Origin of the sequence: Streptomyces sp. WAC05374, from assembly GCF_004353505.1 — a bacterium.
Lineage (GTDB): Bacteria > Actinomycetota > Actinomycetes > Streptomycetales > Streptomycetaceae > Streptomyces.
Window position 1 is genome coordinate 29190 of sequence record NZ_SMNQ01000030.1, and the last position, 25816, is coordinate 55005.

The following is a 25816-nucleotide window of genomic DNA, read 5'->3' on the forward strand; positions in this document are numbered from 1 at the left end:
CCCCGGCCCTCAGGAACCCTGCGGCTGGCGGGCCGCGCCGGTGGACAGGCGGGGGCCGGTCGGCAGGAAGGTCGACCAGGCCGCGGGGACGGGCACGGGGTCCACGTCCTTGTAGCCGAGCCGGTTCTGGGCCTGCTGTGCCTCCTGCTGCCGTGCCCGCTTCTCCTCCTTGGACCCGGAGGACCCGATGCCGGCGTCGTCGGTGGCGCTGTCGCCGTTGGACTGCATGGCGTAGCGCAGGCCGGTGTCGGTGACGAGGAAGAGGAACCCGGTGCCGGTCTCGGACCCCTTGAACTGGCGGAAGAGCTGCCCGGACCCCGGGGTGACGTAGGCGCTGCTGGAGCCGGTCGGCAGGGGGGCGGGGAAGTCGCTGCCCGCCCAGGTGCTGAGGGTGGTGGAACCGTCGTCGCCGTCCACCTTGCGCAGGACGTTGCAGACGGTGTTACGGCTGTTCTCGGCGATCGCGGCGTCGTTCACGGGCTTCGGCGCGTACTGGGGCCACTTCTTGTCCTTGCCGAACGCCTCGCCCGGCTGGAAGGCTCCGGCGCTCACGGACTTGGCCTGGCCCGCCTGTCCCAGGCCGATCAGTTCCCGGCTGTTGAGCAGGAGCTTCGCCATGAAGTCGGACACGGGGGCGACGCGCCCCTCGAGGACGACGTACTGCTGCTTCCTGGTCCCGTCCGTGGCGGTGAGGACCATGCCCACCTTGTTGTCCTCGGGCTCGAGCAGCCCGTCCACCCCGGCGGGCTCCCCCGGCTGCCCGGGCACGGTGGGGAAGGTGATGGTGTCGCCCTTGTGGAGGGTGTCCAGCCAGGCGGCGGACACGCGCTGCGCCGCACGGCCCTGACCGACGAGCTGACGCAGGAGCAGCTCGTCCTTCTCCAGCGGGTACGCCGTGCCGCCCGCGTCCACGACGTAACGGGTCTTGTCGGGACCCTCCACGTAGAGCAGTTCCCCGCCGCGCAGGCGGTCCGCGCCCTCGGTCCTGCTCTCCTCGCGTTCGGCGAGGACGAACGCCGCCTTCTGGATCGCCCGGCCTCCCTCGCCCGGCCGCTCGCAGACGGCCCAGCGCTTCGCGGCGCCGGCCTCCTTGGGGTCGGGGAGCCGGTCCGGGGCGTAGGGGATGCCGAGGGTGGCGCCGTGCGGGATCTTGCCGCTGTCGAGCACCGACTCGTCGACGTTGATGACCTTGCCCTTGTCGGGGTTGAGAAGGAGCTTCGCCGACGACATGTTCAGCACCGGGTGGAGCTGCTTCTTGTCGCCGGTCTTCAGCACCACGTAGCGGGTCGTGGACTTGCTGGCGATGATGACGTTCTCGCCCGGGGTGTCCCACTTCTGGGGCGCCACCGGCTTGAACATCCCCCAGGCACCGAAGACCGCCAGGACCACCACACCGACGATGGCTCCCGGCACCACCGCGCGGAGCGGGCGCGGCGCGCCCTCCTCGGAGCCCGTGGTGTTCGGCTGCACGAACTGCGCAATCAGCCTCCGCTTTGCGAAGGTGTAGGCGTTGAGTTCGTCCCGTCGTGATGCCATTTGTCCGCTGCCCCTCATCCCCTCTGGGCGCTCAGGTTCCCACACGCATCGGAACGCCTGCCGTCGCGCCGCCCACTACTATGCCTGCCGACGCCCGCATCTCCCCGCTCAGGTAGGGTGATCGCCCGGTCAACGCCCATGCGAATGTGGCACTTGCGGACACGAGGGGGCAACGCGGCGATGGGTACGGCGACGCGCGCGCGAAGTGGGCGGACACCCGGACGAGCCCCTGATACTTCCCGACGGCAACGCAGTAACGGCCGTACGGCTACTGCTGCTCAGGGGACCCCCACGACGACCGTCCTGCGCCCGCTCGCCCGTACCGGCCGCCTCGGCCCGTTCCAGACGCGGCAGTTGGTGCTCGTGGAGATGGCGCTGGCCCTCGCCGCGGTCGGGGTCGCGCTCGGCGGCCTCTGGCTCATCCCCACGTGCACCGTGGCATGCCTGCTGCTGCTCCTGGCCGTGATCCGGCGCCGTGGCCAGGCACTTCAGGACTGGCTTGCGACGGCACTGGCCCTGCGCGCCCGCAGGCGCGGCGCCGCACCGGCGGGTGCGGACACCGACGCGTCGCTGGCCGCCGTCGCGGAGAGCGCGCCGGGCTTCCGCCCCTTCCCGTACGTCGACCGCAACCGCCGTACCGTCGGGATGCTCGGCGACGGCACCTTCCTGACGGCGGTCGTACGGGTGGAGTCCCAGGGGACCGCCCTGCGTCCCGCCTCCGGCGCCCGCGCGCTGCCGCTGTCCGTCCTGGGCGACGCCCTCAAGGTCGACGACATCGTCCTGGAGTCGGTGCAACTGCTCCAGCAGGTACGCCCGGCCCCCGCGCCCCACCTGCCCCAGCAGGCCGTGGCGCGGCTGTCGTACGCCCCCCTGCACGAGCGGACCGGGGCGCCGGCGCTGCGTATGACGTGGGTGGCCGTGAAGCTCGATCCGGAGCTGTGCCGGGAGGCCGTCACGGCACGCGGCGGAGGTCTCGAGGGCGCGCAGCGCTGCCTGGTGCGCGCGGCGGACCACGTGGCGAGCCGGCTGACCGGTGTGGGCTTCCAGGCCGTGGTCCTGGACCAGGAGGAGCTCAACTCCACGGTGGCGACCGCCGCTTGCGCCAATCCCCGCCTGGCGGCACGGGCGGCGCAGCCCGGTGCGGCGGCGCAGCGGCGTACGGCCGAGACCTCGCGGGTCTGGCGGTGCGACGACCGCTGGCACACCACGTACGCGGTCGGACGGTGGCCCGAACTGGGCCGGGGGGCGGCCCCGCTGCCCCAGTTGGTGTCGCTGCTCACCTCCGTCCCGGCGTACGCCACGACCGTGAGCTTCACCCTGCGCCGCGGAACGCGCCAGGGAACGATGAACGTCCTCAGTCACGTCCGTATCACCGGCGGCTCCGACACCGAGCTGGTCGGCGTCCGCCGGGCCCTGGAGCAGGCCGCGCGTTCGGCGAAGGTCGGCCTGCTGAGACTCGACCGCGAGCAGTTGCCCGGCGTGCTGGCGACGCTGCCGCTGGGAGGTGCGCGGTGATGGCCGCTTCGTCCGTACGGGGCGTCCGCGGGTTGTTCGGCCCGCGTCACGCGGGCCACAGCGTGGTCACCGACCACCTGGGGGCCCTGTCCCTGCCGGTCGGGGACGACGGGGTGGTGATCGGCGACGACGCGGAGGGCCACCCCCAGCTCGTCGGGTTCCACCGCTCGACGCCGTACGACGTTCTCCTGATCGGCGGCCTGTGGACCGCGCAGGTGCTGGCGCTGCGCGCGGCGGGCACCGGGGCGCGCGTCGCGGTGGAGACGGGACGCGCGCAGGAGTGGACCACCCTGGCGCAGTCCGCCGGTGCCGGCCTGGAGTGCATCACGCTGCACGACGTCGGCCGCGTTCCGCCCATGGGCGCCACGGTGGGCAGTCCGGTCGTCGTGGTGCGCGACTGCGGCATGCGGCCGCCCCGCGGGCGTGTGGTGTCCTCGCCGTGGCAGTCCGTGCTGACCCTGCTGCCCTATCTGAGCCCGGTGGCGCCCCGGTTGATGCGGACGTCCACGCTCGTGGGCGTGCAGCGCGTCTCGCCCCAGGAGGCCCAGCAGATCGGGCGGATACTGGGGCTGCACCGCACCGAGACGGAGGCGCTGCCGACCCTGGCGGACGGCGTGACCCTCTGGTGCGCGGGAAGCGAGCGGCACTGGGTGATGACCACCCCGACGGACGCGGAGACCGGTCTCCTGGGCACGGCCCGCCGGATGGACTGACCCGGCCCCCTCACCCTCCCGGGTGAGGTACGCGGGCGGTGGAGGCGGGTACGGCCGCACAACCGCGTACCGATCCGCCCGAGCATCCGTTCCCGCCGGCCCGGGCTGGCCTAGGATGCCCGTGGCGACGTCAGAGCCACCGTCCAACTACGTGCCGTCACCGGGTGTTTGCCACATGCGTCCGGCCGGCCGTGACCGAAGGGAACCGTGATGGGGAGCGCAGAGGAGAAGGACGCGCTGTACGCGCTCGACATTTCCGACGTCGAGTGGCAGGGCGCCCCCGGTACGAGCGCGGACGAGGAGCGCGTGGAGATCGCCCACCTTCCGGGCGGTGCCGTGGCCATGCGCTCGTCCCTGGACCCGGACACCGTCCTGCGGTACACGGAGGCCGAATGGCGCGCGTTCGTGCTCGGCGCGCGTGACGGGGAGTTCGACCTGCGGTGAGGGGCCGGGCGGCCGGTTGATGCCGCGTGATGTCGAGACCCGATCGTTGAGAACCCCCACCGGAGGGCAGCGGCGCCCGACTTGCTCCTGATCGCCCCGGTTCGCACGGCCGCATTTCTCACACTCCGCCGCACCGGCGCGACCTGTGGGCGGGGCGGGAAGCGCGGGACGGCGGGAGACCACCGGGCGGGCCTGCCGGGCGAGTGGTGTTGGCGATTAGGGTGGGTGAGGGCGCGGCGCGGGTTTGCGGTCATGCCGCCACGTCCCCGGGGGAGAGCCGGGCCGATCGGAAAACGGTGGCCCCCACCCACGACGGCACAAGGGTGCTCGACCACACCAGGAGGCAAAGTGAACGGCGATCGGGACGACATCCACGGGAGCTGGAACATTCCCGTCGAGGAGTCCGACGCGGATCCCGCCGAGATGACGGGTGAGTTCACCATCGACTACACGCCGCCTGCCTGGTACACGCAGAACGCGGGCGACACGTCGTCGGGTGGCGGGGCGTCGGCCACACCGCCGGTGACGCCTCCCGTGACACCTCCCCCGCCGCCGAGCGGGGCGACCCCGGTGGCGGTGCCGCCGCCGGGCGGGTACGAGCCGGACTGGGCGCCCGGAGCGGCGCCGGCACCCGTCGTGCCTCCGGTGCCGGAGGCTCCGGCCGCTCCGGCGCCTGCTCCCGCGCCCGCTCCCGCTGAGGCGGCGCCCCCCGTGGCGGCCGAGCAGCGGGAGGACGAGGCACCGCAGCCGTTCGGGGGCGGTGATGTGGAGAGCGGCGCCACCATGCGCTTCTCCCCCGCTGCCCTGAAGCGCGAGATGGCGGAGATCGCCGAGCGGGAGGCGGCGAAGTCGGGCGAGCCGGAGGCGGAAGACGCCGGGACCGGGACCGAGGCCGCCGAGGAGACCGCTCCGGTGGACGGCCCGGCCGGGACCGCCGAAGCCGAGGCACCGGTGGCGGAGGCCGCCGCGGAGGCCCCCCGGGCCCCTGAGGCCGCCGAGGCCGCACCCCAGGACGCCGCCCCGCAGGACACCGCACCTCACGACACCGCACCTCACGACACCCCGCCCCAGGACGCCCCGCCGCACGCCGCCGCGCCGCAGGACGCCGCCGTCCCGCCCGCGCCCGAGCAGGCCCAGCCGTGGTCTCCCGTACCGGGCCAGCAGGGCGCCGGACTGCCGCCGCTGCCGCCCGCGTTCCAGCCGGCCACGCCCACGGGTGCGCCGACCGGTGCCCCGCAGTGGCCCGCGCAGTCGGCGCCGCCCCAGGAGCAGCCGGCTCCCCCCGCCCAGGCCCCCGCCCCCGCCGCGCCGCTGCCGCCGCAGGCGCCCGCGCCCCAGGGCGGGTACGGCTTCCCGCACCCCGGCCAGCCCCAGCCCCAGCCCGCGCAGCAGCCGCCCGTGCCGCAGCAGGGCGGGTACGGCTTCCCCCAGCCCGGCCAGCCCTATGCGGCACAGCCCCAGCCCGGCCAGCCCCAGCCCCAGCCCGGGCAGCCCCAGCCCCTGCAGCCGCCCGCGCCGCAGCCGCCCGCGCCGCAGCAGGGTGGGTACGGGTTCCCCCAGCAGGCCCCCGCGCCCCAGGGCGGGTACGGCTTCCCGCACCCCGGCCAGCAGCCGCAGCCCGGCCAGCAACCGCCGCAGCAGCCGCAGCCGCCCGCGCAGCAGCCGCCCGTGGACCCGCGGACCGGCCAGGCGTGGCCCACGTCCGTCACGCACGACCAGCGCGAGCGGTCCGTGCCCGGCGCGCCGCTCGGTTACACGGCGGCCGTCGAGTTGTCCTCCGACCGCCTGCTGCGCAACAACAAGCAGAAGGCCAAGTCCAGCCGCAATCCCTCCGCCGCCGCGCGGTTCAAGCTGGGCGGCAAGAAGGAGGAGGCGGAGCGGCAGCGGAAGCTGGAGCTGATCCGTACGCCGGTGCTGTCCTGCTACCGGATCGCGGTCATCTCCCTCAAGGGCGGTGTCGGCAAGACCACGACGACCACCGCGCTCGGTGCCACCCTGGCGACCGAGCGGCAGGACAAGATCCTGGCGATCGACGCCAACCCGGACGCCGGTACGCTCGGCCGGCGCGTGCGCCGCGAGACCGGGGCGACCATCCGGGACCTGGTCCAGGCGATCCCGTACCTCAACTCGTACATGGACATCCGCCGCTTCACCTCGCAGGCGCCCTCCGGTCTGGAGATCATCGCCAACGACGTGGACCCGGCCGTCTCGACGACGTTCAACGACGAGGACTACCGGCGGGCGATCGACGTCCTGGGCAAGCAGTACCCGATCATCCTCACGGACTCGGGCACGGGCCTGCTCTACAGCGCGATGCGCGGCGTGCTGGACCTCGCGGACCAGCTCATCATCATCTCCACCCCGTCCGTCGACGGTGCGTCCAGTGCGTCGACGACGCTCGACTGGCTCTCCGCGCACGGGTACGCCGACCTGGTGCAGCGGTCGATCACGGTGATCTCGGGTGTCCGCGAGACCGGCAAGATGATCAAGGTCGACGACATCGTGCAGCACTTCGAGACGCGCTGCCGCGGGGTCGTCGTGGTGCCGTTCGACGAGCACCTGGCGGCGGGCGCCGAGGTGGACCTGGACATGATGCGGCCGAAGACGCGGGAGGCGTACTTCAACCTCTCCGCGATGGTCGCCGAGGACTTCGTACGGGCGCAGCAGGCGCAGGGGCTGTGGACCGGCGACGGCCAGGGCTCCATGCCGCCCCAGATGGCCCCGCCGGTCCCCGGGCAGCCCATGCCCGGCCAGCAGCCCTACCCGCCGCAGGGCTGGCAGCCGCAACCGCAGCCGGGGCAGCCCATGCCCCCGGCGCAGCAGCCGTACCCGCCCCAGGCCCAGCCGCAGCCCCACGCCGGTCAGCCGCAGCCCACTCACCCGCACCCGGGCCGGCCCCAGCCCCACCCCGGCGCCCACCCCCACGAAGCCCAGCCGAACCCCCAGGCCCAGCCGCAGCCCCACGCCCAGAACCAGAACCACGCCCAGCCCCATCCCCAGAACCAGCCCCTCCCCCACCCCGCCCAGCCGCAGCCCCACCCCGGGTGGCCGCAGCAGCAGCCCCCGCAGGCGCCGCCAGCCCCTCAGCAGTAAGGCGGCAGAGGACTGGACCAATGAGGGCCCACACCGTGACCACGGTGCGGGCCCTCGCCGTATTTCCGCAGCACACAAGCGGTTTGACGACTCGTTGACTCGGCTACATCCCCGCTGATAGACCTTCGCTTCACCTGCTGGCGCCCCAAGATCAACGCGAGGTCAACCTCATGGTCATCATGGCTCCACACCGCTCACTCCGCCTGCTCCTCGCCTCAGTCGTCACCGTCGCCCCCCTCGCCATCGGCGGGCCCGCTCAGGCGGACGAGGCGGACGGCACGTCCGTCCTCACCGTGGCCGTCTCGCAGAGCGTGGACTCCCTGAGCCCCTTCCTCGCGCAGCGGCTGGTCTCCACCAGCATCCACCGGCTCACCTACGAGTACTTGACCAACTACGACGCCAAGGACGCGCGGACCGTCCCCGGTCTCGCCACCGCGTGGAAGTCGTCGCCGGACAAGCTGACGTGGACGTACACCATCCGGTCCGACTCGATGTGGTCGGACGGCAAGCAGGCCACCGCCGAGGACGCCGCCTGGACCTTCAACACGATGATGACGGACGAGAACGCGGCCACCGCCAACGGCAGCTTCACCGCCAACTTCGAGAAGGTCACCGCGCCCGACCCGAGGACGCTGGTCATCAGGCTGAAGAAGCCCCAGGCCACCATGACGGCCCTGGACGTGCCGATCGTGCCCAAGCACGTCTGGGAGAAGGTCGGGGACTTCTCGAAGTTCAACAACGACAAGCAGTTCCCGATCGTCGGCAACGGCCCCTTCGTGATCACCGACTACAAGGTCGACCAGTACGTGAAGCTCAAGCCGAACAAGGACTTCTGGCGCGGGGCGCCGAAGTTCGACGAGCTGGTGCTGCGCTACTACAAGGACGGTGACGCCGCCGTGGCCGCCCTCCGCAAGGGCGAGGTGTCCTTCGTACCGAACCTCACCCCCGCCCAGGCCGCGTCCCTGAAGTCCGCCGAGAACATCAAGGTCAACGACGCGCCCGGCCGCCGCTTCTTCGCCCTCGCCACCAACCCCGGCGCCCGCGCCAAGGACGGCAGGAAGTTCGGCAACGGCCACCCGGCGCTGCTCGACCCGGCGGTGCGCAAGGCGCTGTTCCACGCCGTCGACCGCAGGACGATCGTCGACAAGGTCTTCCAGGGCCACGCCGTGGAGGGCGAGGGCTACATCCCGCCCCGCTTCGACACGTACTTCTGGAAGCCGGCGACCGCGCAGAAGATCGCCTACGACCCCTCCAAGGCCGAGCAGATCCTCGAACGGGCCGGATACCGCAAGAACAGCAGCGGCAAGCGCGTCGGCAAGGACGGGAAGCCGCTCGACTTCCGCATCCTGTGCCACGCCACGGACCCCCACGACAAGGCGGTCGGCAAGTACCTCCAGGAGTGGTGGGGCGAGCTGGGCATCGGACTGAAGGTCGACTGCCTCGACAACGTCTCCGACCCATGGCTCAAGGGTGACTACGACCTCGCCTTCGACGGCTGGTCGGTCAACCCCGACCCCGACTTCGTCCTGTCCATCCACACCTGCGCGGCGCTGCCCGCCACCCCCAAGGACACGGGCGCGACCGACAACTTCATCTGCGACAAGCGGTACGACGAGCTGTACGCCAAGCAGGCGGTCGAGTACGACACCGCCCAACGCGCCGCTCTGGTGCGGCAGTTGCAGTCGCGGCTGTACGACACCGGTTACATGAACGTCATGGCGTACCCCAACGCGGTCGAGGCGTACCGCACCGACCACATCGCGTCGATCACCACCATGCCGTCCGACGGCGGCAACATCTACGGCCAGGACGGCTACTGGAGCTGGTGGTCCGCGCGGCCGGCCGCCGACGGCGGCGCCGACGACGACTCCGGCTCGCCGGCCGGCATGTGGATCGGGGTGGGCGCCGCCGCGGCCGTCCTCCTCGCCGTGGGCGTGTGGACCGCCGCACGCCGCCGCTCCACCGCCGACGACCGCGAGTAGCCATGACGACAGCCGGCACGACCGCCGGGGCGGTGGCCAAGCGCCCCGGCGGGATCACCACCACCGCGTATCCGCGCTACCTGGCGGGCAAGCTGGGCGGCGCGGCCGTCTCCCTCCTCGCCGTGCTCGTCACCAGCTTCTTCCTCTTCCGGATCATCCCCGGCGACCCGGTCAGGGCGATGACGCACGGCGTACCGACGTCCGCCGAGCAGATGGCCACGCTGCGACGCCAGTTCGGGCTGGACCAGCCGCTGTGGCAGCAGTTCACGGACTACTGCGCCAAGGCGCTGACCGGCGACCTCGGCATGTCGTACCAGTTCCGCGCGCCGGTCGGCGAGCTGATCGCCGCCAAGTTCCCCGCGACCCTGCTCCTCACCGGTGTCGCCGTCGTCGTCTACTCGGCGCTCGGGCTGTGGCTCGGGACCCGCTCGGCCTGGCGCCACGGCAGCCCCGGCGACCGGCTCAGCACCGGTATCGCGCTCACACTCTGGTCGGTGCCGTCGTTCTGGCTGGGGCTGCTGCTCATCATCGTCTTCTCGGTGGGCATCGGACCGGTCCCCGGCATGTTCCCGACGGGCGGCATGCAGTCCGGTGACGAGACGGGCCTCGCGTACGTCCTCGACGTCGCCCACCACATGGTGCTGCCCGTCCTCACGCTGGTCGCCGTCGGGTACGCGCAGACGCTGCTGGTGATGCGCGCCTCGCTGCTCGACGAGATGGGCGGCGACTACCTGACCACCGCGCGGGCGAAGGGGCTGCGGGACGACGTGGTGCGCCGCCGGCACGCCGTGCCGAACGCCCTGCTGCCGACCGTGACGATGATCTTCATCAACCTGGGGCACGTGGCCGCCGGATCGATCCTCGTCGAGACGGTGTTCTCCTGGCCCGGGCTGGGAGGCCTGTTCTACCAGGCGCTGTCCGTGCCCGATCTGCCGCTCGTCCAGGGCCTGTTCGTCGTCTTCGCGGGCGCGATGATCGTGACGAACCTGCTCGCGGACCTCCTGTACCCGCTGCTCGATCCCCGGGTGGGCCGATGACTTCTCTGACATGGGCCAGGCGACGCGCCTCGGCGGCGCGCTTCTGGAACCAGTACCGCAGGCAGCGCGCCGGGCTGTACGGGCTCGGTGCCCTCGCCCTGATCGGCCTCGCCGCGCTCACGGCGCCGTGGCTCGTCGGCGGCGACGTGCAGAGCGTGACCGGCGCGCCCGGCACGGCCCTGGAGTCGCCGAGCGCCCGGTTCCCGCTCGGTACCGATCAGTTCGGGAGGTCGCTGCTCGGTCTGCTGGTGTGGGGGGCGCGTGTCTCGCTCACGGTCGGGCTGCTCGCGGCGGCGCTGTCGGTCGCCATCGGCACGCTCGTCGGCATCGTCGCGGGCCACTTCGGCGGCTGGTTCGCCACGCTGTCCATGCGCGTCACCGACTGGTTCCTGGTGATGCCGTCACTGGTGCTGGCGATCGTGCTGGCCACGGTGATGTCACGGAGCATGTGGACGGTGGTCCTGGCCATCGGGATCGCGAGCTGGCCCACCACCGCCCGCCTCGTCCGCGCCCAGACCATCGCGGTCGAGTCCCGGCCGTACATCGAGCGCGCGCGGGCGCTCGGCGGCGGCCACGGACACATCATGGGCCGCCACGTCCTGCCCAACGTGATGCCCCTGGTGCTGGCGCAGACCACCCTGTGCATCTCCACCGCCATCCTCACCGAGGCCACGCTCGCCTTCCTCGGCCTGGGCGATCCGACGGTCGTCTCCTGGGGCGGCATGCTCCAGGACGCGCGGGAGGCGGGTGCGGTCTCGTCCGGGCACTGGTGGTACCTGGCGCCGCCCGGCATCGCCATCGCCGTCGTCGCCCTCGCCTTCACCCTGTGCGGGCGGGCGATCGAGTCGGTACTCAACCCGAAGCTGGGGGTGGGGCGTTGACCCTCCTCGCGATCAGTAACCTGCACGTCACCTACGGATCAGGACCGGACGCCGTGCCCGCCGTACGCGGGGTGGACCTGACCGTCGGGGCGGGGCAGAAGCTCGGCGTGGCGGGCGAGTCGGGGTGCGGCAAGTCGACGCTGGCGCTGGCGCTGCTGCGGCTGCTGCCCGCCTCCGCGCGGATCACCGGTGAGGTCCTGCTGGACGGCGAGGACGTCCTGACCATGCGGTGGGGCCGTCTGAGGGCCGTACGGTGGGCGGGCGCGTCGATCGTCTTCCAGGGCGCCATGCACTCGCTCAACGCCGTGCACCGGATCGGCGACCAGATCGCCGAACCCCTGCTCGTCCACCGTCGGGCCACCCCCGGGGCGGCCCGCACGCGCGTGGGCGAACTGCTGGAACACGTGGGGCTGCCGGCCGCGCGGGCCACCGCGTACCCGCACGAGCTGTCCGGCGGGCAGCGGCAGCGCGTGATGATCGCCATGGCGCTGGCGTGCGACCCCCGCCTGATCGTCGCCGACGAGCCGACGACCGCCCTCGACGTGATGATCCAGGCGCAGATCCTCCGGCTGATCGAGCGGCTGGTCGGCGAGGAGGGCATCAGCCTGGTGATGATCAGTCACGACCTGGCGGTGCTCGCCGACACGTGCGACCGGCTGGCGGTGATGTACGCGGGCCGGATCGTCGAGGAGGGCCCCGCGCGGGACGTGTACGACGCGGCCCGGCACCCCTACGGGCGCGCCCTGTCCGCCGCCTTCCCGCGCATCGGCGACCCGGCCTCCCGGCTCGCCCCGCGCGGCCTGCCCGGTGACCCGCCCGACCCTGCCGCGCTGCCGTCCGGCTGCACGTTCCACCCGCGCTGCCCGGTGGCGCTGGACTCGTGCGCCTCCGAGGACCCGCCGGTACGGGAGGCGGCGCCCGGACACCGCGCGGCCTGCGTCCTGACGAACGGGAGCCCCACGTGAACGCCCTGCTGTCCGCCACCGGCCTGCACGTCACGTTCCCCGGCCGGCGCGGTGACCCCCCGGCCCGCGCCGTGGACGGCGTCGACCTGGACATCGGCGCCGGCGAGATCGTCGCGCTCGTCGGCGAGTCCGGCTGCGGCAAGACGACACTGGCCCGCTCGCTGCTGGGCCTGGTCCGCCCCACGTCCGGCTCCGTCACGTTCGCCGGTGCGCCGCTGACGTACCGGAGCGCCGAGCTCAAGGCGTACCGGCGGCGCGTGCAGCTCGTGCTCCAGGACCCGAGCGGCTCGCTCAACCCGCGGCACACCGTGTACGACGCGGTCGCCGAGGGCCTGCGCATCCACGGTGTGCCGGGCGACGAGCGTGCCGCGGTCGCCTCCGCGCTCTCGCGTGCCGGGCTGCGGCCGCCGGAGCGGTTCTTCCTGCGCTACCCGCACGAACTGTCGGGCGGTCAGCGCCAGCGGGTCGTCATCGCGGGCGCCCTCGTCCTCGAACCCGAACTCATCGTCGCGGACGAGCCGGTCGCCTCCCTGGACGCCTCGGTACGCGGCGAGGTCCTGGCGCTCCTGCTGCGCCTGCGTACCGAACTCGGCCTGTCCGCGCTGGTCGTGACGCACGACCTGGGGCTGGCGTGGAACATCGCCGACCGGGTGGCGGTGATGTACCTGGGGCGCGTGGTGGAGACGGGCACGGTCGAAGAGGTCCTGTCGGCCCCTCGTCACCCGTACACCCGGGCGCTGCTCTCCGTCCTCCCGGAGTCCCCCACCGATCCGGTGGTCCTCGCGGGTGAACCCCCCGACCCGTCCCGGATCCCGGCCGGGTGCCGCTTCCACGCGCGGTGCCAGGTGCTGGCGTCCGGCGAGGCGGACCGGGCGGGCCTGGCGGGCGCATGCCGTACGCGGGACCTGCCGGTCCTGGCCGGACGCGGCCGCGCGGCGGCGTGCCACGTGCATGGCGGGCCGCCCTGACGCACCACCCACGACCCGCACCCGGCGTCGGCCGGGGTGGGGCCGTGCAGGGTCGCACCCGCAGAGGTCGGCGGCGAAGGCCGGGCTCCCTTTGCCGTCACCCAAAACCGCCGGCCTCGAGGAGGCGAGCCCGGAGGGGCCGCGGCCCCCACCCACCGGACAGCCGCCGCGGGGGCGCGTCGCTTCTCCGTGGGGGCGTCGCCCCCCGTTGTGGGCAGTCGTCCCGCCTGGGGGTCCCCCCAGGACGAGTCCTGGGGGGAGGGACGGGCGGGCACAACGGGACGGTGCCTGTTCCCGGTGCGCTCTGGGGCGGGGCAATGTCGCCCGGAGGGCCGGGCCTACCGGCCGGAGGTGAGGTCGCGGCAGCGCTTGACGTCCGCCGCGATCGCTTCCAGCAGCGCCTCGATCGACGCGAACTTCTCCTGGCCCCGCACGTACGCCAGGAAGTCGACCGCCACGTGCAGGCCGTACAGGTCGAGGCCGACGCGGTCGATGGCGTACGCCTCGACCGTCCGCTCCGTGCCGTTGAACTGCGGGTTCGTGCCGACGGAGATCGCCGCCGGCATCCGCTCGCCCGCCGCCGTGAGCCAGCCGGCGTAGACGCCGTCGGCCGGGACGGCGGTGTGCGGCAGGGTTTCGACGTTCGCCGTCGGGTAGCCCAGCTCGCGGCCGCGCTGGGCGCCGCGCACCACGACGCCCTCGACCCGGTGGGGCCGGCCCAGGATCTCGGCGGCGCCCGCGACGTCGCCCTCGGCGACCAGGCGCCGGGTCAGGGTGGAGGAGAACGGTTCGCCGCCGCCCGCCTCGCCCCGGACGTACAGGTCCACGACCTCGACCTCGTAGTCGTACGTCGCGCCCATCTCCCGCAGGAAGTCGACGTTCCCGGCCGCCCTGTGGCCGAAGCGGAAGTTCGGGCCCTCGATGACGGCGCGGGCGTGCAGCTTGTCGACGAGGACCTTGACGATGAAGTCGGCCGGCGAGAGCTGCGAGAATTCGGCCGTGAACGGCAGGACCAGCACGGCGTCGACGCCCAGCTCGGCCATCAGCTCGGCGCGCCGGTGGTGCGGGGCGAGCAGCGGCGGGTGGCTGCCGGGGCGGACGACCTCGGAGGGGTGCGGGTCGAAGGTGACGACGACCGCGGGGATGCCCAGTTCCCGGGCGCGGGCGACGGCACGCCCGATGATGAGCTGGTGACCGCGGTGCACCCCGTCGTAGGAGCCGATGGTGACGACGCTGCGCCCCCAGTCCTGGGGGATGTCCTCCAAGCCACGCCAGCGCTGCACTGTGACCGCTCCTCGCCCGAACCCGTGTAACCCGTGTACGTCATTGACCGCTTACGCAGGTCTAAGACTGCCATGCCCACGGCTCGCGGCCCGCATCGGCATCGGGTGGACCGGTCCGCCCAGGCGCTCGACGGTCAGGCGTGCGCTGGGCCCGACGACGAACGCCCAGTCCGTCGGCGCCTGGCGGAACCAGCCCGCGACCAGGGCCGCGAACCCCGGCAGCTCTCCGGCGAGCTCGACGAGTCGCCGGTCGAAGCAGGTGGCGCCCTCGGGCGTGCGGACGAGGAGCAGCCCGGTGCGGTGGACGAGTTCCCGGGTGCGTTCCTCGGGCCGCCGCCCGGCGCCCAGCGCGGCGGCCCGCAGCAGCGCGTCGAGAACGGCGAGGTCACGGCCGTCGTGGCTCTCGTACCGCTCGCACTCCAGGAGTACGTCGAGGAGCTCGTCGCGCAGGGGGCGCGACGCGGGCGTGCCGGGCGCGGCGAGGACGGGGGCGAGGGCGCCGCGCACCTCCACGGGGCAGCCCCGCAGCAGGCCGGTGACCAGCGGGAAGAGCACACCGCGGGCGGCCGGGCCCTGCTCCAGGCGCCGGTCGACGTACGCGGCCGCGTGGACGGCGCCCTCGGGGTGGCGGTGGACGTAGGCGCGGACCAGTTCGGCGGCGCGGCGGGCGAGCGCGGGCGTGCGCAGGCCGGCGAGGGCGTCGAGCACGGCGGCGGCGCCCGGTCCGGCGCGGCCGTCCAGGAGCCGTGCCCGGAACGCGCCGAGGACCGGCTCGGGGTGGGTGTGCAGGGCGGTGGCGAGCGCGCTCGCGGGCAGCCCGGGGGCGCCGGCCCGGAAGGCCGCGAGGGCCTGGGCCAGGTACTGGTTCCGGCTGTGCGGGTCGCGGACGAGCAGGTCGAGCGCCGGCCCGTGCAGGGCGGCGTCGTCGGGGCGGGCGAGGAGCGCGCGGGCGGCGTACCGGAGCAGCTCGCGGTCCGCGGCTTCGGTGACGTGCGCGGCGAGGAGCTGGCCGTACGCGGCGGCGGCCACGCGCCGGCCGGGCCGGGTGTCGTCGTGGGCCCAGCGGTCGACGGCCCGGCACAGCGCGGCCGCCTCGTCCTCGGCGAGGGTGGCGAGCAGTTCGTCGGCGCGGCGGTGCGCGGTGCTGACGAGCGCCTCGCACAGGTCGTCGACGGCCAGGTCGCGGTGGGCGTACAGCAGGGCCTGCGCGGCCCCGGCGACGGTGGGCCGCACCCGGGCGCCGGGCGGGACGGGCAGCGTCCGCTCGTCGGTGAACCAGCGGCACAGCAGCGGCTGTACGCCACGGGGGTCGGCGGCCAGCCGTACGGCGACGGCGTCCAGGTAGCGCGGCTCGTCCCGGGTCCCCGGCGCCGCGTCCGCGGGCACGAGGCGGCGCAGCAGGTCGACGCGGTCGTCCTCGCCGATCCGCAGCCGCTCCCAGAACCAGGGCCCGAACTCGCCGGAACCGGGGGCGGGTACGGGTCCGTGCTCCAGTGCGAGGTGGTCGGCGAGCTGCCGCAGCACGCCGAGGTACGGCCGGAGGTCCGGCAGCCGCAGCAGTGTCTCGCCGAGCAGCCGGGCGCCCCACCAGGCGGCGTCCTCGTCGCGCGCCGCGGCCGGGGCGTCGACCAGCGCCTCCAGCCGCCGGGCCAGCGCGGCCGGCCCCCGGACGCGGTCCAGCAGCAGGAGCGCCTGGACGACGGGCCCGAGCCGGTGGCGGGGCACGGGCCGGCCGGCCGCGGGGTCCTCGGCCGGGTCGCGGTGGACCAGCGCGTCCAGCGCCGCGTCGAGGTCGAGGTGGGTGCCCTGGAGCCAGTCGGCGACCTCCTCGTGGGCGAAGCGGTAGCCGGCGCCCGCCGGGACCAGCAGGCCCTCGGTCAGGACGGCCGCCGCCCAGCCGGTCGTCCAGGGGAACAGCTCCTCGAAGGACTCGCGGGCCAGTGCTCCCTGCCCGGGCCCCAGGCAGCGTCGTGCCGCCTCGTGCACGCGGCCCGCGACCCTGGCCGCGAGACGCCGGACCTCCCCCGCGGCAGGCCCGCCACCGGGTGCCGCAGGCACCGGGCCGGCCGCAGCCCCCGACCCCCCGGACACCGCACCAGGCCCCCCACCCGACCCGCCGGACACCAACCCGGCCGCGACACCGGACACCGCCCCGGACGCGACCCCGGGCACCGCCCTGGACCCACCCCCGGCCGCGCCCGGCCCCCCACCCGACCCCGCCGCGATCCGCGTGGCGGCCCGCAGGCAGACGAGGGCCAGGTGGGCGGCGAAGATCTCGTGCCGGCCGGGCCGCCCCGGCACGGTGCCGGGCACGGCGTCCCGTACTTCGGCGAGGAGCCGCAGGGCCAGCGGGTGCCGTTCGTCGTCCGGGGCGACGGCGTCGGCGGGCAGCCCGTACCGTTCCCGCGCCCGTTTGGCCTCCCGCCCGGAGAGGTCGCCGATCCGCAGCGCGTCCGGCAGCCGCCAGGCGGGCCGCCCGGGCCGGTACAGCGCTCCGGAGGGGTGGAGGGCGCCCGCGTGCTCCCAGTGCTCGGGCCGGCAGGCGACGACGAGCCGGGTGTGGTGGGCGCGCAGCCAGGCGACGGTGCCGGTGGTCCACTCGGCCAGCCGGTGGGCGAGGGCGGGCGGCATCTCCTCCGGGGCGTCGAGGAGGACGTGCAGGGGGCGTCCCCAGTCGTGGGCGAGCCGGGCGACCCGCTCGGGCGTGGCGGTGCCGAGGTCGCCGAGGCCGTCGGCGCAGGCCACGATCCGGCCGGCCTGACGGAGGGCCCGGGTGATGGCGTCGGCCAGGGACGTGTCGTCCGCGCGCAGGTCGGCGCCGCGCAGCCGGAGGGTCGGCGCGGGGGCGTCGCCGAGGGCGCGGCGGGCGGCGTGGGCGCGCAGTTCGGTGGTGCGGCCGGTTCCGGGGTCGCCGACGAGGGCGAAGACCACGGCGTCGGACGCCGCGAAGGACGCCAGCTCGCGGGTGACGGCGCGCCGCTCGACGAGGCCGGTGACCCGGCCGGGGCCGAGGGTCGTGGCGGTGAGCCGGAGCACGCCCGCGAGGTTGAGGTCGGCGCCGTAGGCGGGGACGGTGGCGGCGTTGCGCCGCAGCAGTTCGGCCAGCGGCCCGTCGGGCGCCGCGGCGGCGACCCGGGTGAGCGGCACGGCGAGCCCGGCCGCCCGGTGCCCCGCGTGGAGCGCCGTGCCGAGCACGCCCAGCACCGTGCCGGTGGCGGCGTCCACGACGGGCCCGCCCGCGGCCTCGCCGCCGCGCCGCAGGGCGTCGCGGCCCTCCGTCCCGATGGCGAGTTCGATGGCGTCGCCGAGCAGGTGGAACCGGTCGGCGGCCGTGTAGGTGACGTGGGCGGTGCCGAGCACCCGCGCCTCGCGCCAGCCGTGCGCGGCGATCCGTACGTACGTTCCCGGCTCGATCCGCCCGCGTGCGGCGACGGGCAGCGGGGCGACCCCGAGCCCCTCGGTGCGCACGAGCGCCAGGTCGGCCTCGGGCAGCGGGGTGATCGCCTCCGCCCCGGCCACGAAGGCGCGCTCGTCGCCGGGTGCGCGCACCACGACGCGTACCAGCCCGTCCACGGCTTCGTGGCTGGTCACGACCGTTCCCTCGTCGTCGGCGACGAAGCCGACCCCCCGGGTCCGGCCCGCCGGATCACCGATCCGTACCAGCTCCGCCCGATCCGCCCGATCCGCGCGTTCCATGGTTCGACGGTAGGGCGGTGTTGATCACTGCGAGAAGGACGCGTTTCGAAAGCGCCCCCGAGTGCCCCCGCCATTCACTCCGAGCGCCTGGCCAACCGGGTGAATCCCGGGTGCGGGGCGGATAGACCGTGTGGGAGGGGGATCGTGGAGCGGGCGCCCGGGCTCCGCCCGCTCCACGATGGGGGCCGTCAGCCGAAGACGGCCAGGCTCTTGGCCTTGCCGTTCTTCTCCTCGACGAGCGCCAGGAACCGCCCCTGCGGCCCGAAGACCGCCACGGGCGCCCGGTCGTACGCCGGCATGTCCAGCCGTACGCCGTTCAGCAGCAGCTTGGCCCGGCGCTCGTCCACGTCCCAGCGGGGGAACGCTGCCGCGGCGGCGTCGGCGATCGGCATGACGGTGAGGTCCTCCTGGAGCTGGTCCAGCGTCCGGGCCGCGTCCAGCTTGTACGGGCCGACGCGGGTGCGGCGCAGCGCCGTGAGGTGGCCGCCGACGCCGAGCCCGGCGCCCACGTCGCGGGCGAGGGCGCGGATGTACGTACCGGAGGAGCAGACGACCGAGACGACCAGGTCGACGACGGGCGTGCCGTCCTCGGCGACGGCGTCGCGCATGTCGTACACCTGGAACGAGGAGACGGTCACCGGCCGGGCCGGGATGTCGAACTCCTCGCCGCCCCGCACGCGGGCGTACGACCGCTTGCCGTCGATCTTGATGGCGCTGACCTTGGACGGCACCTGCATGATGTCGCCGGTGAGCTTGGCGACCTCCCCGTCGACGGCCTCGCGGGTGACCCCGGAGGCGTCGGTGGACGAGGTGATGTCGCCCTCCGCGTCGTCGGTGACGGTGTTCTGCCCGAGGCGGATGGTGCCCACGTACTCCTTCTCGGTCAGCGCGAGGTGACCGAGGAGCTTGGTGGCCTTCTCGACGCCGAGGACCAGCACGCCGGTCGCCATCGGGTCGAGCGTCCCCGCGTGTCCGACGCGGCGGGTCCTGGCGATCCCGCGCATCTTGGCGACGACGTCGTGCGAAGTGAAGCCCGACGGCTTGTCGACGATGACAAGCCCGTCGGGCGTCTTGTTGTGCTGTGTCATTACGGGGCTTCGCCCTCGTCCTCGTCCTCGGGCTTGCGGTACGGGTCGGCCTCGCCGGCGTAGGTCTTGCCGGTCGACACCTCGCGCACCTCCGCGTCCTTGGCCCGCGCCTTGTGGAGGAGGTCCTCGATGGTGCGGGCGTTGTCCGGCAGGGCGTCCGGCACGAAGGTCAGGGTGGGCGTGAAGCGGACACCGGTCTGCCGGCCCACCTCGGAGCGCAGGATGCCCTTGGCGGACTCCAGGGCCGCCGCGGACGCCGCCCGCTCCTCCTCGTCGCCGTAGACCGTGTAGAAGACCGTGGCCTCCCGCAGGTCACCGGTGACCCGGGCGTCCGTGATGGTCACGAAGCCCAGTCGCGGATCCTTGATACGCCGGTCCAGGGTCTCCGCGACCACGACCTGGATGCGATCGGCCAGCTTGCGGGCCCGCGCGTTGTCGGCCACCGGTCCTTCTCCTCTTTCGTCCTACGTTCGTCGTACCGCTGTACGGCACGTTGCCGCCGTGCGGCACGTTCAGTCTTCATCGGTGTGCATGCGCCGTCGCACCGACAGCAGCTCCACCTCGGGCCGGCCCGCGACCATGCGTTCGCACCGGTCCAGCACCTCCGTCAGGTGCCCGACGTCCCCGGACACCATCGCGAGGCCGATCTGGGCCCTGCGGTGGAGGTTCTGGGATCCGGTCTCCGCCACGCTCACCGCGAACTTGCGTTGCAGCTCCGCGATGATCGGGCGGACGACGGAGCGCTTCTCCTTCAACGACCGTACGTCGCCGAGAAGCAGGTCGAAGGAGAGAGTCCCCACATACATGTGTGCCCGGATGTCCCGCCGGTTCGGGTTCAGTGCCCCGCCAACCGCTTGGCAGGGACACCAAGAACCGTACACGGAACGGCCGGGGCCGATCGACGGAAATATCTCCGCCGACCGGCCCCGGCTGCCGTACCCGCGATCAGCCGCGCGGCTTCTCGCGCATCTCGTACGTCGCGATGACGTCGTCGATCTTGATGTCGTTGAAGTTTCCGAGGTTGATACCGCCCTCGAAGCCTTCGCGGATCTCGGTGACGTCGTCCTTGAAGCGACGCAGACCCTCGATGTTGAGGTTCTCCGCGATGACCTTGCCGTCGCGGATGAGGCGCGCCTTGGTGTTGCGCTTGACCTCGCCGGAGCGGATGAGGACACCGGCGATGTTGCCCAGCTTGGACGAGCGGAAGACCTCGCGGATCTCCGCCGTACCGAGCTCGACCTCTTCGTACTCGGGCTTGAGCATGCCCTTGAGGGCCGCCTCGATCTCCTCGATGGCCTGGTAGATCACCGAGTAGTACCGGACGTCGACGCCCTCGCGCTCCGCCATCTGCGCGGCACGGCCGGCCGCGCGGACGTTGAAGCCGATGACGATGGCGTCGGAGCCCATCGCCAGGTCGATGTCCGACTCCGTGACCGCACCGACACCGCGGTGCAGGACGCGGATGTCGACCTCTTCGCCGACGTCGAGCTGGAGCAGCGACGACTCGAGCGCCTCGACGGAACCGGAAGCGTCACCCTTGATGATGAGGTTGAGCTGCTGGATCTCGCCGGCCTTGAGCACCTTGTCCAGGTCCTCGAGGGAGACGCGGCGCACGCGCTTGGCGAACGCGGCGTTGCGCTCACGGGCGGCACGCTTCTCAGCGATCTGACGGGCCGTACGGTCCTCGTCGACCACCAGGAAGTTGTCGCCGGCGCCCGGGACGTTGGTGAGACCGAGGACGAGGACCGGGGTCGAGGGACCCGCCTCCTCCACGTTCTCGCCCTTGTCGTCGAGCATGGCGCGGACGCGGCCGTAGGCGTCGCCCGCGACCATCGTGTCGCCGACCCGCAGGGTGCCTCGCTGGACCAGGACGGTCGCGACGGCGCCGCGGCCCTTGTCCAGGTGGGCCTCGATGGCAATACCCTGCGCGTCCTGCTCCGGGTTGGCCCGGAGGTCGAGCGAGGCGTCGGCCGTGAGGATCACGGCCTCCAGCAGCTCGTCGATATGCAGGCCCTGCTTGGCGGAGATGTCGACGAACATGGTGTCGCCGCCGTACTCCTCGGCCACCAGGCCGTACTCGGTGAGCTGACCGCGCACCTTGACCGGGTCGGCACCCTCGACGTCGATCTTGTTGACCGCGACCACGATCGGCACGTCGGCCGCCTTGGCGTGGTTCAGCGCCTCGATCGTCTGGGGCATCACACCGTCATTGGCCGCGACCACGAGGATCGCGATGTCGGTGGACTTCGCACCACGGGCACGCATGGCGGTGAACGCCTCGTGACCCGGGGTGTCGATGAAGGTGATCTTGCGGTCCTCGCCGTTGACCTCGGTGGCGACCTGGTACGCACCGATGTGCTGCGTGATACCGCCGGCCTCGCCCGCGACGACGTTCGTCTTGCGGATCGCGTCCAGCAGTCGGGTCTTACCGTGGTCGACGTGACCCATGACGGTCACGACCGGCGGACGGGACTCGAGGTTCTCCTCGCCGCCCTCGTCCTCGCCCCACTCGAGGTCGAACGACTCGAGCAGCTCGCGGTCCTCCTCCTCGGGGCTGACGATCTGAACCTGGTAGTTCATCTCGTCGCCGAGGAGCTGCAGCGTCTCGTCGGAGACGGACTGCGTGGCGGTGACCATCTCGCCGAGGTTCATCATGACCGCGACGAGCGACGCCGGGTTGGCGTTGATCTTCTCCGCGAAGTCGGTGAGGGACGCACCGCGCGACAGGCGAACGGTCTCGCCGTTGCCGCGAGGCAGCATCACGCCGCCGACCGACGGGGCCTGCATGGCCTCGTACTCCTGGCGCCTCTGCCGCTTCGACTTGCGGCCACGACGGGCCGGACCGCCGGGACGGCCGAACGCGCCCTGCGTGCCACCACGGCCACCGGGGCCGCCGGGACGGCCACCGAAGCCGGGACGACCGCCGAAGCCGCCGCCACCGCCACCGGGACCACCGGGACGACCGCCGCCACCGCCGCCGCCGGGACGGCCGGCGAAGCCGCCGCCACCGCCGCCGGGACCGGCCGGACGGCCGGCGAAGCCGGGACGACCGCCACCGGCACCGCCGGGACGACCGCCGCCCGCGGGACCACGGCCACCGCCGGGGCCACCGCCGGGGCGGGGACCGGCAGCCGGACGCTGCGGCATCATGCCCGGGTTCGGGCGGTTACCGGCGGGGCCGCCGCCCGGGCGCGGGGCCTGGGGACGGGGCATGCCGCCGGGAGTGGGCCGCGGGCCACCGGGGCCGGCCTGCGGACGGGGACCGCCCTGACCGGCGCCCTGCGGACGCGGACCGCCCGGGGCACCGGGGCCACCGGGACGCGGGGCGCCGCCCGGACGGGGCGCCTGCGGGCGCGCCATGCCGGTGGAGCCGCCAGAGGTGAACGGGTTGTTGCCCGGACGCGGGCCCGCGGGACGCGGGGCACCCGGACGGGGGGCCTGACGCTCGCCGCCGGGGCGCGGGGCACCGGGACGGGCACCGCCCTGGCCGCGCTCGCCCTGACCGGGGCGGCCGGCGGGACGCGGGCCGGGAGTGGCACCGGGCCGGGGACCGGCGGCCGGGGCCGACGGGGGCGCGGTGAACTCCGGGTTCGCCGGGGCCGGCGAGGCGGGCGCCGGCTTGGGCGCCGCCGCGGGCTTCGGACCCGGGGTGGGACGCGGGCCGGGGGCCGGCGTGGCCGGCTTCTCCGCCACCGCGGGCTTCTCGGCCGCCGCGGGCTTCGGCGCGGGGGCGCCGGGCTTCGGGGCAGCGGGACGGGCCGCCTGCGCCGGGGAGGGCGCGGGGGACGGCTTGGCAGGCGCGGCCTTGCGGGGCGCGCCGGGCTTGGCTGCGGACTTGCCGGCGGTGCCGGGCCCCTGCAGCGCGTCAGTCAACTTGCGTACAACCGGCGCTTCGATCGTCGAAGACGCCGAACGGACGAATTCACCGAGTTCCTGGAGCTTGGCCATGACGACCTTGCTCTCCACACCGAACTCCTTGGCGAGTTCGTATACCCGGACCTTAGCCACTTCGCTCCTTTTAGGTCCGGGTTACCGCCGGACCGTCGCTACTTCATGGGCGTACTCATCGCGTACTCATCGAGTGCTCATCGCAATCTCGACCTACTTCCAACTCGCGAGGTACCTGACCGCACGGGGTTCCGTGCCGTACTTCTTCTTACGGTGCCGACTGCTCGACGTACTGGCGGACGCCCGCGGTGTCGAGCGGCCCCGGGACCCGGAAGGCCCTCGGGAACGCCCGGCGGCGGACCGCCAGGTCGAGACAGACCAAGGCGGGATGCACATAAGCACCCCGGCCGGGCAGCGTACCGCGTGGATCGGGGGCGCAGTCGCCCTTGATCACCACGATGCGCAGCAGATCGCGCTTGGCCGCTCGCTCCCGGCATCCCACACAGGTTCGCTCAGGGCAGGCGCGGGTGTGCGTCCGGCCAGACACGGTTAAGTCTACCTCCCCGCACCGACCTCACCCCTTTGGGGCAAGAATCGAACGGTTGTTGTCGTGATCTCGCCATAGCAGAACGTGACCATGGCGAGTTCTATTCCCCGTCGCGGGCCACGGCACCGCCTCCGGCACCGGTTTCCGCACCGTTGCGGGGCCGTCCCGGGCCGTCCCGGGCCGGACGGGGCCGCAGGGCCCCGCCCGGGCGGCCGGGCGGGCCGGCGTCAGCCCTCGCGCTCGGCGGGCTGCTGCTGCTCCGTGTCCGGACGGATGTCGATACGCCATCCGGTGAGCCGCGCGGCCAGACGGGCGTTCTGCCCCTCCTTGCCGATCGCCAGCGAGAGCTGGTAGTCCGGCACGGTGACACGGGCGGACCGGGCGGCCAGGTCGACGACCTCCACCTTGGAGACGCGGGCCGGGGACAGGGCGTTCGCCACCATCTCGGCCGGGTCGTCCGACCAGTCCACGATGTCGATCTTCTCGCCGTGCAGCTCGGCCATGACATTGCGCACACGGCTGCCCATCGGGCCGATGCAGGCGCCCTTGGCGTTCAGACCCGAACGGGTGGACCGCACCGCGATCTTGGTCCGGTGGCCGGCCTCGCGGGCGATCGCGGCGATCTCGACCGAGCCGTCGGCGATCTCCGGGACCTCCAGCGCGAAGAGCTTCTTCACCAGATTGGGGTGGGTGCGCGACAGGGTCACGGACGGACCGCGCACGCCCTTGGCCACGCGGACCACGTAGGTCCGCAGGCGCAGGCCGTGCGTGTAGTCCTCGCCCGGCACCTGCTCCTGCACCGGCAGGATCGCTTCGAGCTTGTCGTCCAGCTTGACCAGGACGTTCTTGGGGTCCTTGCCCTGCTGCACCATGCCGGCGACGATGTCGCCCTCGCGGCGGGCGTACTCGCCGAAGGTGACGTCGTTCTCGGCGTCCCGCAGCCGCTGCTGGATGACCTGGCGGGCGGTGCTCGCCGCGATGCGGCCGAAGTCCGACGGCGTGTCGTCGAACTCCTTGGGCTCCTGCCCCTCCTCCAGGTCGGCCGGGTCCTCCTTCGCCCACACCGTCACGTGGCCGGTCTGCCGGTCCAGCACGACACGGGCGTGACGACGGGCTCCCTCGGTGCGGTGGTAGGCGATGAGGAGGGCCGACTCGATCGCCTCGACCAGCAGGTCGAAGGGAATCTCCTTCTCCTGTGCCAAGCCCCTCAGGAGCTTCACGTCGATGTCCACGGCTACGCCTCCTCTTCCTTCTTGTCCTTGCGGTTGAACTCGATCTCCACGCGCGCCTTCGCGATGTCCCCGAACGTCACGCGGCGGGCGGTGGGCTTGCGCCCCTTCACGCCCGGCACCTCGAGATCGAGGCCCTCGTCGTCCACGGAGAGGATGCGGGCCACCAGGTCGCCGGCCTCGTGGAGCTGGAACTTCACCAGGCGGCCGGTGGCGCGTACGTAGTGGCGGTGCTCGGTCAGCGGGCGGTCCGCGCCCGGCGAGCTGACTTCGAGGACGTACTCCTCGTCGCCCATCGCGTCCGTCTCGTCGAGCTTGTCGGAGATGGCGCGGCTCAGCTCGGCACAGGCGTCGAGTTCCACGCCCTCGTCCGAGTCGACGATGATCCTCAGCATCCGCCGCCGGCCCGCCCGGGACACCTCGATCTCCTCGAGGTCCAGGTCCTTGGCGCTGACCAGCGGTTCCAGCAGCCCGCGCAGCCTTTCGCTCTGGGTGGTGCTCATCCGGGTGACTCCTCGGCCGCGTGTGCTGTTGTGGGATCGTCGCGTGTCAGATCAAAGGGTATCCGGTCGCGGGGGGTGTTGCCGTCCACCTCGCGACGAGCCGCGGGTACGCTCGCCTGCGGTGATCTTGGGCCGGGTGGAGGGAGTGACGCGTGGGGCGTACGGGAACGACACGCAGACGCGCGCTCCTGGCCACCGGCGCGGTGGCCGCGGCCGGTGCGCTGGGCGCGTGCACGCAGGACGGCCCGGGCGGTACGGGGGCGGTGCCGGCGGCCGAGCGCGCGGCGCGCGCCGAGGCGGCCCTGCGGCGCCGGTCGGCCGCGACGAGCGCGGCGCTGCTGGCCCGGTACGACCGGGTGCTCGCCGCGCACCCGTCGCTGACCGCCCGGCTGGCCCCCCTGCGCGCGGCGGTGGCGGCCCACGTCGCCGCCCTGGGGCCGGCGGGCGC

Annotated in this window: 19 protein-coding genes and 1 pseudogene; 10 read left to right on the forward strand and 10 right to left on the reverse strand. The window is 73.6% G+C overall.

From position 1 onward, the window contains the following. Nucleotides 1-9: 9 nt before the first annotated feature. Nucleotides 10-1536, reverse strand: coding sequence for a type VII secretion protein EccB (eccB, locus tag E2B92_RS31690; protein WP_126889061.1), 1527 nt, complete (start codon nt 1534-1536; stop codon nt 10-12). 180 nt (nt 1537-1716) lie between these two features. Here eccB and eccE point away from each other — a divergent pair, with 180 nt between their 5' ends. The 9 genes from eccE (at nt 1717) to E2B92_RS31735 (ending at nt 13134) form a co-directional block, all read left to right on the forward strand. Then, complete coding sequence (gene eccE / locus E2B92_RS31695; protein ID WP_126889062.1) at nt 1717-3051, forward strand: type VII secretion protein EccE; 1335 nt, start codon at nt 1717-1719, stop codon at nt 3049-3051. Continuing rightward, nucleotides 3051-3764 (forward strand): hypothetical protein, encoded by a 714-nt coding sequence (locus E2B92_RS31700; RefSeq protein ID WP_126889063.1) that lies wholly within the window; start codon nt 3051-3053, stop codon nt 3762-3764. The genes eccE and E2B92_RS31700 overlap by 1 nt, the downstream gene beginning before the upstream one ends. 210 nt (nt 3765-3974) lie before the next feature. Next, nucleotides 3975-4208, forward strand: a complete 234-nt coding sequence (locus E2B92_RS31705; protein WP_126889064.1) for a DUF397 domain-containing protein — start codon at nt 3975-3977, stop codon at nt 4206-4208. A gap of 348 nt (nt 4209-4556) precedes the next feature. After that, nucleotides 4557-7301, forward strand: coding sequence for an SCO5717 family growth-regulating ATPase (locus E2B92_RS31710; protein WP_133087784.1), 2745 nt, complete (start codon nt 4557-4559; stop codon nt 7299-7301). A 170-nt stretch (nt 7302-7471) separates the two neighbouring features. Next, nucleotides 7472-9283: an ABC transporter substrate-binding protein gene (locus E2B92_RS31715; RefSeq protein ID WP_126888752.1), complete on the forward strand. Its 1812-nt coding sequence runs from the start codon at nt 7472-7474 to the stop codon at nt 9281-9283. 2 nt (nt 9284-9285) lie between these two features. Then, nucleotides 9286-10320 carry an ABC transporter permease gene (locus E2B92_RS31720; protein ID WP_126888753.1) on the forward strand — a complete coding sequence of 345 codons (1035 nt, stop codon included), beginning with the start codon at nt 9286-9288 and terminating at the stop codon, nt 10318-10320. Next, nucleotides 10317-11201: an ABC transporter permease gene (locus E2B92_RS31725; RefSeq protein WP_126888754.1), complete on the forward strand. Its 885-nt coding sequence runs from the start codon at nt 10317-10319 to the stop codon at nt 11199-11201. Before E2B92_RS31720 ends, E2B92_RS31725 begins: the two co-directional genes overlap by 4 nt. Beyond that, nucleotides 11198-12166, forward strand: a complete 969-nt coding sequence (locus E2B92_RS31730; protein ID WP_235024070.1) for an ABC transporter ATP-binding protein — start codon at nt 11198-11200, stop codon at nt 12164-12166. The genes E2B92_RS31725 and E2B92_RS31730 overlap by 4 nt, the downstream gene beginning before the upstream one ends. Beyond that, on the forward strand, nt 12136-13134 hold the full coding sequence (locus tag E2B92_RS31735; protein ID WP_185923753.1) for an ABC transporter ATP-binding protein: 999 nt from the start codon (nt 12136-12138) through the stop codon (nt 13132-13134). Before E2B92_RS31730 ends, E2B92_RS31735 begins: the two co-directional genes overlap by 31 nt. Before the next feature lie 338 nt (nt 13135-13472). Here the strand turns inward: E2B92_RS31735 and E2B92_RS31740 are convergent, their stop codons facing one another. From E2B92_RS31740 to rimP, 9 genes are all read right to left on the reverse strand, one after another. Further along, nucleotides 13473-14417, reverse strand: coding sequence for a bifunctional riboflavin kinase/FAD synthetase (locus E2B92_RS31740; RefSeq protein WP_126888757.1), 945 nt, complete (start codon nt 14415-14417; stop codon nt 13473-13475). A gap of 51 nt (nt 14418-14468) precedes the next feature. Next, entirely contained in the window at nt 14469-18113 is a 3645-nt protein-coding gene (locus E2B92_RS31745; protein ID WP_133087785.1) for a S1 family peptidase, read from the reverse strand. Between the two features lie 188 nt (nt 18114-18301). Further along, complete coding sequence (gene truB, locus E2B92_RS31750; RefSeq protein ID WP_126889191.1) at nt 18302-19201, reverse strand: tRNA pseudouridine(55) synthase TruB; 900 nt, start codon at nt 19199-19201, stop codon at nt 18302-18304. Next, the gene (gene rbfA, locus E2B92_RS31755; RefSeq protein ID WP_126889192.1) at nt 19201-19644 is read right to left on the reverse strand and encodes a 30S ribosome-binding factor RbfA; all 444 of its coding nucleotides are present in this window, start codon (nt 19642-19644) and stop codon (nt 19201-19203) included. Before rbfA ends, truB begins: the two co-directional genes overlap by 1 nt. Before the next feature lie 69 nt (nt 19645-19713). Beyond that, nucleotides 19714-20007 (reverse strand): DUF503 domain-containing protein, encoded by a 294-nt coding sequence (locus E2B92_RS31760; RefSeq protein WP_126889193.1) that lies wholly within the window; start codon nt 20005-20007, stop codon nt 19714-19716. Nucleotides 20008-20146: 139 nt separating this feature from the next. Beyond that, nucleotides 20147-23209, reverse strand: coding sequence for a translation initiation factor IF-2 (infB, locus tag E2B92_RS31765; RefSeq protein ID WP_133087786.1), 3063 nt, complete (start codon nt 23207-23209; stop codon nt 20147-20149). Between the two features lie 148 nt (nt 23210-23357). Further along, nucleotides 23358-23636, reverse strand: coding sequence for a YlxR family protein (locus tag E2B92_RS31770; protein WP_126887140.1), 279 nt, complete (start codon nt 23634-23636; stop codon nt 23358-23360). A gap of 227 nt (nt 23637-23863) precedes the next feature. Then, the gene (gene nusA, locus E2B92_RS31775) at nt 23864-24868 is read right to left on the reverse strand and encodes a transcription termination factor NusA (RefSeq protein WP_126887139.1); all 1005 of its coding nucleotides are present in this window, start codon (nt 24866-24868) and stop codon (nt 23864-23866) included. Nucleotides 24869-24870: 2 nt separating this feature from the next. Beyond that, complete coding sequence (gene rimP / locus E2B92_RS31780; RefSeq protein WP_126887138.1) at nt 24871-25368, reverse strand: ribosome maturation factor RimP; 498 nt, start codon at nt 25366-25368, stop codon at nt 24871-24873. A gap of 152 nt (nt 25369-25520) precedes the next feature. Here rimP and E2B92_RS31785 point away from each other — a divergent pair. After that, nucleotides 25521-25816, forward strand: a pseudogene (locus tag E2B92_RS31785) (hypothetical protein); the annotation flags it as partial.

Excerpts from the sequence above, each read along its gene's own strand:
- eccB (WP_126889061.1), bottom strand. The coding sequence starts at position 1,536 with ATGGCATCACGACGGGACGAACTCAACGCCTACACCTTCGCAAAGCGG.
- E2B92_RS31720 (WP_126888753.1), top strand. The coding sequence starts at position 9,286 with ATGACGACAGCCGGCACGACCGCCGGGGCGGTGGCCAAGCGCCCCGGC.
- rimP (WP_126887138.1), bottom strand. The coding sequence starts at position 25,368 with ATGAGCACCACCCAGAGCGAAAGGCTGCGCGGGCTGCTGGAACCGCTG.
- E2B92_RS31700 (WP_126889063.1), top strand. The coding sequence starts at position 3,051 with ATGGCCGCTTCGTCCGTACGGGGCGTCCGCGGGTTGTTCGGCCCGCGT.
- E2B92_RS31745 (WP_133087785.1), bottom strand. The coding sequence starts at position 18,113 with ATGGAACGCGCGGATCGGGCGGATCGGGCGGAGCTGGTACGGATCGGT.
- E2B92_RS31760 (WP_126889193.1), bottom strand. The coding sequence starts at position 20,007 with ATGTATGTGGGGACTCTCTCCTTCGACCTGCTTCTCGGCGACGTACGG.
- eccE (WP_126889062.1), top strand. The coding sequence starts at position 1,717 with ATGGGTACGGCGACGCGCGCGCGAAGTGGGCGGACACCCGGACGAGCC.
- E2B92_RS31725 (WP_126888754.1), top strand. The coding sequence starts at position 10,317 with ATGACTTCTCTGACATGGGCCAGGCGACGCGCCTCGGCGGCGCGCTTC.
- E2B92_RS31715 (WP_126888752.1), top strand. The coding sequence starts at position 7,472 with ATGGTCATCATGGCTCCACACCGCTCACTCCGCCTGCTCCTCGCCTCA.
- E2B92_RS31705 (WP_126889064.1), top strand. The coding sequence starts at position 3,975 with ATGGGGAGCGCAGAGGAGAAGGACGCGCTGTACGCGCTCGACATTTCC.
- truB (WP_126889191.1), bottom strand. The coding sequence starts at position 19,201 with ATGACACAGCACAACAAGACGCCCGACGGGCTTGTCATCGTCGACAAG.